At 40.1% G+C, this 394-nt stretch carries 1 pseudogene; it reads right to left on the reverse strand.

The annotated features are described in order from the left end of the window. A pseudogene (locus tag AAEY99_RS21235) lies at positions 1-325 on the reverse strand (IS982 family transposase); the annotation flags it as partial. Positions 326-394: the final 69 nt, after the last annotated feature.

Below are 394 nucleotides of genomic sequence, written 5' to 3' on the forward strand. Positions count from 1 at the left end.
CTGTTGGCTGACTTCTTATGGTACAAAAATAGCTGCACAATGGCACGACAGTTGTGGGCATTAGTTCCAAAAAGCGACTGTAACTGAGCAAATGTGGAAAATCAGATTTAAAGAATCGAGCAAGATAACCAGTATAAAAGTTCTTGAAGTCACGGTGGTGGGATGTATGGAAGAGTATGATAATGGTCATTATTTCGCTCATGTCCATTCGATTTGAGCGCTGACGTTTTCGTGTGCCGTCAGTCAGGCATTGTGTTTTCCATTGCGGAATGAATACAGCACAAAAATCATCGACATCACAAAATATATCCACTAAATTATTCATACGCCCTCTGCATGATTAAATCCTTCTTGGTCGAAAGATCTGATCGTAAAGAGGGCGTTTAGTTCAATT

It is taken from the genome of Shewanella sp. S1-58-MNA-CIBAN-0166, assembly GCF_040310085.1.
In the GTDB taxonomy this organism is placed as follows: Bacteria; Pseudomonadota; Gammaproteobacteria; order Enterobacterales; family Shewanellaceae; genus Shewanella.